8 protein-coding genes are annotated in these 9724 nt (G+C 74.2%); 3 read left to right on the forward strand and 5 right to left on the reverse strand.

All coding sequences use genetic code 11. The features are described 5' to 3' along the window. Nucleotides 1–23: 23 nt before the first annotated feature. From ACFVVL_RS34450 to mmuM, 3 genes are all read right to left on the reverse strand, one after another. Nucleotides 24–761, reverse strand: a complete 738-nt coding sequence (locus tag ACFVVL_RS34450) for an MIP/aquaporin family protein (RefSeq protein ID WP_380296930.1) — start codon at nt 759–761, stop codon at nt 24–26. 307 nt (nt 762–1068) lie between these two features. Next, nucleotides 1069–1833 (reverse strand): IclR family transcriptional regulator, encoded by a 765-nt coding sequence (locus ACFVVL_RS34455; protein ID WP_387682364.1) that lies wholly within the window; start codon nt 1831–1833, stop codon nt 1069–1071. A gap of 182 nt (nt 1834–2015) precedes the next feature. Further along, nucleotides 2016–3005, reverse strand: a complete 990-nt coding sequence (mmuM, locus tag ACFVVL_RS34460) for a homocysteine S-methyltransferase (protein ID WP_387682367.1) — start codon at nt 3003–3005, stop codon at nt 2016–2018. Nucleotides 3006–3164: 159 nt separating this feature from the next. On the opposite strand from mmuM, the gene ACFVVL_RS34465 reads away from it, so the two are divergent. From ACFVVL_RS34465 to ACFVVL_RS34475, 3 genes are read left to right on the forward strand one after another with little or no spacing between them, the layout of a single operon-like run. Continuing rightward, nucleotides 3165–4184, forward strand: coding sequence for an NUDIX domain-containing protein (locus ACFVVL_RS34465; RefSeq protein ID WP_387682369.1), 1020 nt, complete (start codon nt 3165–3167; stop codon nt 4182–4184). Beyond that, nucleotides 4181–4732 carry an NUDIX domain-containing protein gene (locus tag ACFVVL_RS34470; protein WP_387682372.1) on the forward strand — a complete coding sequence of 184 codons (552 nt, stop codon included), beginning with the start codon at nt 4181–4183 and terminating at the stop codon, nt 4730–4732. Before ACFVVL_RS34465 ends, ACFVVL_RS34470 begins: the two co-directional genes overlap by 4 nt. A 58-nt stretch (nt 4733–4790) precedes the next feature. Next, nucleotides 4791–6914 carry an acetoacetate--CoA ligase gene (locus tag ACFVVL_RS34475; RefSeq protein WP_387682375.1) on the forward strand — a complete coding sequence of 708 codons (2124 nt, stop codon included), beginning with the start codon at nt 4791–4793 and terminating at the stop codon, nt 6912–6914. Nucleotides 6915–7001: 87 nt separating this feature from the next. Here ACFVVL_RS34475 and ptsP read toward each other — a convergent pair whose 3' ends face one another. Beyond that, nucleotides 7002–8672, reverse strand: coding sequence for a phosphoenolpyruvate--protein phosphotransferase (ptsP, locus tag ACFVVL_RS34480; protein ID WP_380296918.1), 1671 nt, complete (start codon nt 8670–8672; stop codon nt 7002–7004). A gap of 102 nt (nt 8673–8774) precedes the next feature. Further along, entirely contained in the window at nt 8775–9224 is a 450-nt protein-coding gene (locus tag ACFVVL_RS34485; protein ID WP_387682378.1) for a PTS glucose transporter subunit IIA, read from the reverse strand. Nucleotides 9225–9724 lie beyond the last annotated feature (500 nt).

The following is a 9724-nucleotide window of genomic DNA, read 5'->3' on the forward strand; positions in this document are numbered from 1 at the left end:
GCGCGGCGGGTTCGAACCCGGCCTCAGAAGATGGCGTTGTAGAGGCCGCCGGCCAGCAGGCCGCCGATGATCGGGCCGGCCACCGGGACCCAGGCGTAGGACCAGTCGGAGCCGCCCTTGTTGGGGATCGGCAGCAGCGCGTGCGCGATGCGCGGGCCGAGGTCGCGGGCCGGGTTGATCGCGTAGCCGGTCGGGCCGCCCAGCGAGAGGCCGATGCCGACCACGGTGAAGGCGACCATCAGCGTGCCCGTGCCGGACTGCGAGAGCCCGTTGTTGGTGCCGATGGTGAGGATCGCGAAGCAGAGCACGAAGGTGCCGATGACCTCGGTGAGGACGTTCTGGACCGGGTTCCGGACCTCGGGCCCGGTCGAGAAGATGCCGAGGGTCGGCTCCTGGTTGGCCTGGAACTGGCCGAGGTAGGTGGCCCAGACGAGCACGGCGCCGATGACCGCGCCGAGCATCTGGGAGCCGAGGTAGAGCGGCACCTGGCTCCACTCGCCGCTCTTCACGGCGAGCGCGACGGTGACGGCGGGGTTGAGGTGGGCGCCGGACTTCGGGGCCGACATGTAGGCGGCGATCAGGACCGCGAAGCCCCAGCCGAAGGTGATCGCCAGCCAGCCGGCGTTGAAGGCCTTCGACTTCTTGAGCGTCACGGCGGCGCAGACGCCGCCGCCGAGGAGTATCAGCGCGGCGGTGCCGAGGGTTTCGCCGACGAAAACGTCGCCGTTGGAGAACGCGGACACAAAGACTCCCTTGTCCATATGGCCCGGAGGTGAGGGTGGGGGCAGGGGCCGGGCGGACCGTCGGGCGGGTGAGCGCTCTGTGGGTGTGATTCGCACGGCCATCGTTCGACAATGTCGACCGTCATGCGGAAGCTTCCTCCCCGGGTCGCCCTCTCGTCAAGGCCGGGTTACGCAGCTGTGACCCTCGGCTCGTCGTGCTCCCCGATGCCGCTGGGCGGATCATCGGAATTTTGGACAAAACGGTAAGGCGCGGACGGGCATTTCGCCCGTCCGCGCCTTGGCGTGAACGTCTCTCCGGGCTCCCGGCGGGCCCGCGGCCCGCCGCTCAGAACCGCCCGGCGCCCAGGTCCCGGGAGATCGCGCGCGCCGCGCTGCGCACCGACGCGACCAGCGAGGGCTTCACGAAGCCGTCCTCGCAGACCCGCTCGACCGCGCCGCTGATGCAGACCGCGCCCACCGGGTTGCGTCGCCGGTCCTGGATCAGCGCGCCGATCGAGGCCACGCCCTCCCAGGTCTCCTCCACCGAGTCCGCCCAGCCGCGCTCGCGGGTCAGCGCCGCCTCCGCGTCCACGTCCGCCGCCTCGGTCAGCGTCCGCGCGGTGTAGGACTCGAACGGGCCCTCGCCCAGCTCGCCGCGCGCCACCGGGTCGTAGGCCAGCAGCACCTTCCCGAGCGCGGTCGAGTGCAGCGGCTGCATCGAGCCGACCTCCAGCACCTGGCGGGTGTCGTCCGGGCGGAACACGTGGTGCACGATCAGCACCCCGCGCTGGTGCAGCACGCCCAGGTAGACGGTCTCCCCGGCCGCCCTGGCCAGGTCGTCGGCCCACACCAGGGCGCGCGCCCGCAGCTCGTGGACGTCCAGGTAGCTCTGGCCGAGCCGCAGCAGTTCCGCGCCCAGCTGGTACTTCCCGCTCTCCGGGTCCTGCTCCACGAACCCCTCCTGCTGGAGGGTGCGCAGGATGCCGTGCGCGGTGCCCTTGGCCAGGTCCAGCGCCGTCGCGACCTCCGAAAGGCCCAGGCGGCGCTCGCCGCCGGCCAGCAGGCGCATGATCGCGGCGGCCCGGGAGAGCGACTGGATCGGGCCGGGCATGGGTACCTCCGCGCTGACAGGCGGTCGACATTGTCGACCGCAGTGGTGACGGCACGAGTCTGCCAGGCCGCCGCCGTTCCGTGCACCTTCCCCCTCGGTAACCGCGCTCCGGGCGGTCGGTCGTGCGCCCCCGCACCGCCCCCCGTGCCGTCCCCGCGCCGCCGCCGTGCCGGGTCGGGCGGTCAGTCCGGGCGGCCGGCGGGCCCGGTCGGCGGCGCGTCCGGAACGGCTGCCGTCTCTTCCGCCGCCCGCGCGGCCACCTGCGCCGCCACCTCCGCGGCCACCGCCCGGATCGCGTCCGGCCCGACCCGGCAGCAGCCGCCCACCAGTCGCGCCCCGTCCGCCAGCCACCCGGCCACCCGGCCCGCCGCGAAGGTCGGCTCGCCGCACCACGCCCCGGCCGCCGCGTCCCAGCCCTCGCCGCTGTTCGGGTACACCACCACCGGCTTGCCCGACACCCGGGCCGCCAGGCCCACCGCCCGGTCCGCCTCCCCGGGCGTGCAGCAGTTCACCCCCACCGCCACCACCTCGTCCGCGTCCGCCGCCAGTGCGAACGCCTCCGCCAGCGGCTGCCCGGCCCGGGTCAGCCCGTCCGCCGCGCCGAACGACAGCCAGACCGGCACCCCCAGCCCGCGCACCGCCCGCAGCAGCACCCGCGCCTCGTCGGCGTCCGGCACCGTCTCCAGCGCCAGCACGTCCGGCCCGGCCGCCGCCAGCACCTCCAGCCGCGGCCGGTGGAAGGCCTCCAGCTCGGCCGCCGACAGCCCGTAGCGGCCCCGGTACTCCGACCCGTCCGCCAGCACCGCCCCGTACGGCCCGACCGACGCCGCCACCCAGCGGCGCGGCCCCGGCAGCCCGCGCGCCGCCTCCCGCGCCAGCTCCACGCTGCGCGCCAGCAGCCGCGCCGCCCCGTCCCGGCCGGTCCCGCGCCGGGCGAAGCCGGCGAAGCTCGCCTGGTAGCTCGCGGTGATCGCGACCTGCGCACCCGCCGCGAAGTACGCCCGGTGCGCCGCCAGCACCGCCTCCGGCGCGTCCTCCAGCAGCCGCGCCGACCACAGCGCGTCCGCCAGGTCGTGGCCGCCCGCCGCCAGCTGGTTCGACAGCCCGCCGTCCAGCACCAGCGGACCGGCCGCCAGCGCGGCGGCGAAGTCCGGCGCGCCGGGTGCGCCCATGACCGCCTCCTCGGGTGAAACGTCCTGGTCACAGCCTAGGATCCGGTGGGCGGGGGAGCGGCGGGAAAATGATTTGCCGCAGAGTCAACGGGTCGCTACGTTGTGCTCAGTCCGAGAAGGACGCCGTCCCGGCGCCACCGGGGGAGGGGAGCGCACACCATGGACACCACCGAGCAGGAGTGGCTCGCCTCCTACGACCCGCGCGCCTACACCCCGGTCGCCGTCACGGTCGACGTCGTCGCCCTCACCCTGCGCCAGGGCCGCCTGCACGTGCTGCTCGTCGAGCGCGCCCTCCCGCCCTACCAGGGCCGCTGGGCGCTGCCCGGCGGCTTCCTGCGGGCCGGGGAGGAGAGCCTCGACGAGGCCGCCGCCCGCGAGTTCGCCGAGGAGACCGGCCTGCACGGCACCGTCGGGGCCGAGGCCGCGCTCAGCCGCCTCCACCTCGAACAGCTCGGCAGCTACGGCACCCCCGAGCGCGACCCGCGGATGCACGTGATCTCCGTCGCCTACCTCGCCTTCGCCCCGGACCTGCCCGACCCGCGGGCCGGTACCGACGCGGCGCACGCCGCCTGGCACCCCGTCACCGCCCTCGACCTCCGGCCCACCGGCCGGTCCGAGACCGCCGGTGCGCCCGCCGACACCCACGGGGGTGGCGTCGACGGGCGCACCGGCTCCACCGAGCCGGCCGCAACCGCCGGGCCGTTCGAAACCGCCGAAACCGCCGAGCCCGCCGAAACCGCCGAGCCCGCCGAGCCCGCCGATCCCGGCGATCCCGGCGACCTCACCCCCATCGAGCTCGCCTTCGACCACGCCCGGATCCTCGCCGACGGCCTCGACCGCGCCCGCGCCAAGATCGAGTACAGCCCGCTGGCCACCGCCTTCCTCCACCACGACTTCACCATCCCCGAACTGCGCGCCGTCTACGAGGCCGTCTGGGACGAGAAGCTCCACCCCGGCAACTTCCACCGCAAGGTGCTCTCCGTCCCCGGCTTCGTCGAGGGCACCGGCACCACCACCGACCGCGGCGGCGCCCGCGGCGGCCCCCGGGCCCGCACCTACCACGCCGGCGACGCCACGCTCCTCCACCCCGCGCTGCTCCGCCCCACCCGCAGCGATCCGCCGCCGGATCCGGCGACCCCCGCCCCCGCCGCGCCCGACCGCACTACCATCCGGCCATGACGACTCACGAGGCCGGCACGGTGCGCCACCACGCCAACTCCCACTGCCACTTCTGCGGCACCCCCTACCCGGCCGGCACCTCCGCCTGGCCCCGCACCTGCCCCGGCTGCACCGAGATCAGCTACCGCAACCCCCTGCCCGTCGTCGTCACCCTCCTCCCGGTCACCACCGCCGCCGGCCACGCCGCCGGCCTCGTGGTGATCCGCCGCACCATCGAACCCGGCTACGGCGAACTCGCCCTCCCCGGCGGCTACATCGACTACGGCGAGAGCTGGCAGCAGGCCTGCGTGCGCGAACTGCGCGAGGAGACCGGCATCCTCGCCGACGCCACGGACATCACCCTGGTCGCCACCGACTCCGACACCCACGGCGGCTTCCTCTGCCTCTTCGGCCTGCTCCCCGCCCGCCCGCTCGCCGCCCTCCCGCCCTCCGTCCCCACCGAGGAGACCGACGGCTGGCAGGTCGCCACCCCCGAGACCCCGCTCGCCTTCCCCTTCCACACCCGCGTCTCCCGCTCCTGGTTCAACGGCGAGTTCTCCCGCCTCTGACCAGGCAACCCGGCCGCGGCCCGACGGCCGGGCAGACCCTGGCGCCCCGGCCGCTCACATGGCAGGGTCTGCACCGACAGCCCCCAACCGGACGCGGGCCCTGCCACAAGCATCCCCGTCCGCCCTCATCACCGGCCGGGAGACCACCACCGTGAGCACCCCACCCCAGGACCAGCCACTCTGGCGCCCCGACCCCGCTCGTGCCGCCGGCACCGGGATCGTGGCCTTCCAGGCCTGGGCCGCCGAGCACCACGGCGCCCCGGCCGCCCCGCTCGCCCCCGCCGCCGACGACGACCAGGCCGCAGCCCGCTACGCCGCCCTGCACGCCTGGTCGGTCGAGGACCTCGACCGCTTCTGGACCGCCGTCACCCAGTGGTTCGACGTCCGCTTCACCGAGGCCCCCGACGCCGTCCTCGCCGACCCCACGATGCCCGGCGCCCGCTGGTTCCCCGGCGCCCGCCTCAACTACGCCGAGCACGCCCTGCGCGCCGCCGAGGACGAGGCGAACGCCGGCCGCCCCGCGATCCTCCACCTCGACGAGACCACCGACGAGCCCGCCGTGCTCACCTGGGCCGAGCTGCGCCGCCAGGTCGGCTCCCTGGCCGCCGCCCTCCGGGCCCGGGGCGTGCGCCCCGGCGACCGGGTCGGCGCCTACCTGCCCAACATCCCGCAGGCCGCCGTCGCCCTCCTCGCCACCGCCGCCGTCGGCGCCGTCTGGACCAGCTGCGCCCCCGACTTCGGCGCCCGCAGCGTGCTCGACCGCCTCCAGCAGATCGAGCCCGTCGTCCTCTTCGCGGTCGACGGCTACCACTACGGTGGCAAGGACCACGACCGCACCGAGGTCGTCGCCGAACTCCGCCGCGAACTCCCCTCGCTGCACACCGTCGTGCACGTCCCCCTGCTCGGCGCCCCCGCCCCCGAGGGCGCGCTGGCCTGGGACGACCTGGTCGCCGCCGACACCGCGCCGGTCTTCGAGCCGGTCCCCTTCGACCACCCGCTCTGGGTCCTCTACTCCTCCGGCACCACCGGCCTGCCCAAGGCCATCGTGCAGAGCCAGGGCGGCATCCTGGTCGAGCACCTCAAGCAGGCCGGCCTCCACCTCGACCTCGGCCCCGGCGACCGCTTCCTCTGGTACACCTCCACCGGCTGGATGATGTGGAACTTCCTCCTCGCCGGCCTCCTCACCGGGTCCACGGTCGTCACCTACGACGGCAGCCCCGGCCACCCCGACACCGGCGCCCTGTGGTCCGTGGCCGCCCGTACCGGCGCCACCGTGCTCGGCACCTCCGCCGCCTACGTGATCGCCAGCCGCAAGGCCGAGCTCCACCCCGGCCGCGACCTCGACCTCTCCGCCGTCCGCTGCATCGGCACCACCGGCTCCCCGCTGCCCCCCGACGGCTTCCGCTGGATCTACGACGAGGTGAAGGAGGACGTCTGGCTCGCCTCCGTCAGCGGCGGCACCGACGTCTGCTCCTGCTTCGTCGGCGGCGTCCCCACCCTCCCCGTCCACCTCGGCGAGATCCAGGCCCCCTGCCTGGGCGCCGCCGTCGAGTCCTGGGACGTCGACGGCCGGCCGCACACCGACCGGGTCGGCGAACTCGTCGTCACCAAGCCGATCCCCTCGATGCCCACCGGCTTCTGGAACGACCCCGAGGGCACCCGGTACCACGACAGCTACTTCGACACCTACCCCGGCATCTGGCGCCACGGCGACTGGATCACCGTCACCTCCCGGGGCACCGTCGTCATCCACGGCCGCTCCGACTCCACCCTCAACCGCCAGGGCGTCCGGATGGGCTCCTCGGACATCTACGAGGTCGTCGAACGCCTCCCCGAGATCGCCGAGTCCCTGGTCATCGGACTGGAGGAGCCCGACGGCGGCTACTGGATGCCGCTGTTCGTCGTCCTCACCCCCGGCGCCGAACTCGACGACGACCTGATCGGGCGCATCCGCACCTCGCTGCGCACCGAGCTCTCCCCGCGGCACGTCCCCGACGAGGTCATCGCCGTCCGCGGACTGCCGCACACCCTGACCGGCAAGCGCATCGAGGTCCCGGTGAAGCGCCTGCTCTCCGGCACCCCGCTCGACCGGGCCGTCAACCCCGGCTCCGTCGACAACCTCGACCACCTCCGCTGGTTCGAGCAGCTGCGCCGCGACCGCGAGGCCGGCCGGCAGGCGTAGGCCACCCGCCCGGAGGAACGCCGGAGGGGCCCTTCCACAGCCACAGTGGAAGGGCCCCTCCGGCGTACGCCGACGGTCGTCCGGCGGCTACTCGCCCGACAGCACCTGCTGCGCCGCGGCCCGCGCCTCCTCGGCGCTGTCCGCTGCCCGCGCCGCCTCGGCGGCCCGGCGGCACTGCGCCAGCGTGTACTTGGCCAGCGCGGTCCGCACGTAGGGGATCGACGCCGCGCCCATCGACAGGCTGGTGACACCGAGACCGGTCAGCACCACGGCCAGCAGCGGGTCCGACGCGGCCTCGCCGCAGACGCCGCAGCTCTTGCCCTCGGCCTGCGCGGCCTCGGCGGCGGCGGAGATCAGGTCGAGCAGCGCCGGCTGCCACGGGTCCTGCAGCCGGGCCAGCGCACCGACCTGACGGTCGGCCGCGAAGGTGTACTGGGCGAGGTCATTGGTGCCCAGCGACAGGAACTCGACCTCCTGGAGGATCGAGCGGGCCCGCAGCGCGGCCGACGGGATCTCGACCATCGCACCGAACTTGGCGCTCAGCCCGGCCTCGCGACACGCCTCGGCGAACTCCCGGGCGTCCTTGCGGTCGGCCACCATCGGGGCCATCACCTCAAGGTGCACCGGCAGGCCCTCGGCGGCCTTCGCCAGCGCCCGCAGCTGGGTGCGCAGCACCTCCGGGTGCTCCAGCAGGGTGCGCAGACCGCGCACGCCCAGCGCCGGGTTCGGCTCGTCGGCCGGGGTCAGGAAGTCCAGCGGCTTGTCCGCGCCCGCGTCGAGCACCCGCACGACGACCCGGTTCTCCGGGAACGCCTCCAGGACCTTGCGGTACGCCTCGACCTGCTTCTCCTCGCCGGGCGCCTTCGCGGAGTCGTCCAGGAAGAGGAACTCGGTGCGGAACAGCCCGACGCCCTCGGCGCCCGCCTCCAGCGCGGCCGGCAGGTCGGCCGGGCCGCCGATGTTGGCCAGCAGCGGCACCCGGTGCCCGTCCGAGGTCGCGCCCGGTCCGGAGGAGGCGGCGAGCGCCGCCTTGCGCTCGGCGGCGATCCGGCGAAGCTCCTCCTTCTTCTCCTCGCCCGGCTCGACCAGCACGTCACCCGAGCTGCCGTCCACGGCGACGACCGTGCCCTCGGCGACCTCGGTCGCCGCCGGCAGCGCGACCACGGCCGGCACGCCCATGGCCCGCGCCAGGATGGCGCTGTGGCTGGTCGGCCCGCCCTCCTCGGTCACGAAGCCGAGCACCAGCGTCGGGTCCAGCAGCGCGGTGTCGGCCGGCGCGAGGTCCCGGGCGAACAGCACGTACGGCTCGTCGCTGTCCGGGACACCCGGCATCGGGACACCCAGCAGCCGCGCCACGATGCGGTTCCGGACGTCGTCGAGGTCGGCCACCCGGCCCGCCAGGTACTCCCCGGCGGAGGCCAGCAGCGCCCGGTAGGCGGCGAAGGCGTCGTAGACACCGCGCTCGGCACTGCTGCCGACCGCGATCCGGCGGGAGACGTCGGCCATCAGCTCGGGGTCCTGCGCCATCAGCGCCTGGGCCTCCAGCACGGCCTGGGCCTCACCGCCGGCCAGGTTGCCGCGGGCGATCAGGTCCGCGGCCACCGCCTCGACGGCCGCCTGGGCGCGGGCCTGCTCGCGCGGGGCGTCCTCGGCCGGGATCTGGGTGGCCGGGGGCTCCAGCACCGCCGTCCCCATGTGCCGCACCTGGCCGATCGCGACCCCGTGGCTGACACCAACGCCGCGCAGCGTCTTCTCCATGTCTGTCTCCGTGAGAGAGGCGGACCCGCCGGGTACCGCTGTGTGCCGGGCCGCCCCGACCGGAGCGGTGGGGCGGATGTGTCGGATAAGAGGGGGAAGCGGTCAGCTCCAGTTGAACAGGGCCTCGCCGACGGCGACCTCCCCGCTCTCCAGAACCGAGCCCAGCGCTTCGGCCGAGGCCTCCAGCGCGACGATCGGCGAGATCGGCGACTTGCCGGCGGCCTCGACGGCGGCCGGGTCCCACTTGATGACGGCCTGGCCGCGGGTGACGGTGTCACCCTTGCTGACGAGCAGTTCGAAGCCCTCGCCGTTCAGCTGGACGGTGTCGATGCCCAGGTGGGTCAGAACACCGTGCCCGTCCGCGTCGACGACGACGAACGCGTGCGGGTGCATGGACACGACCACGCCGTCCACCGGGGCAACGGCCTCGGTCTGCTCGCGCACGGGGTCGATCGCGGTGCCCGGGCCGACCATCGCACCCGAGAACACGGGGTCCGGCACGCCGGCGAGCCCGACGACCTTGCCGGTCAGCGGCGACGTCACAGTGGTCATGGTTGAGCCTCCCAAGTGCGCAGTACAGGCGAGCGGCCGCGAACGCGGCAGGGCGATCGACTGAAGCCTAAATCATGTCAACTTCGGACATCCGCTGACATTCCCGGGCAGTCGGCCGCATGGTCCGGCCTCACCGGCCGGTCATCTCGCCGACTGCTAGTGGTCTAGTCCTCTTGGCCGATGCGCCGCACTCTACAGGCATCTTGGCGAATCGGGACCATTGCTGTATATGCTCGCGAGAGCAACAAATGGCGCGTCCGGGCGGGTGACCCCCGGCGTGGCTCGATTCGCGCTCCGGCCGGGGACCCGCTATGGTTGGTCGGGTCGCCGCGAGTCGGCGGTTAACACCAGATTTCGGACGCGAAAAGCGCCGGTTAAGCACCGGGAAACGGATCTGGTAAGCTCGAAACACGAAAGAACGAAGCGCCCGGAGGGCCGGTGTGAAAGCCGCCCGATGGAAGCGTCCGTTCCTTGAGAACTCAACAGCGTGCCAAAAGTCA

Source organism: Kitasatospora sp. NPDC058115 (assembly GCF_042884635.1).
In the GTDB taxonomy this organism is placed as follows: Bacteria; Actinomycetota; Actinomycetes; order Streptomycetales; family Streptomycetaceae; genus Kitasatospora.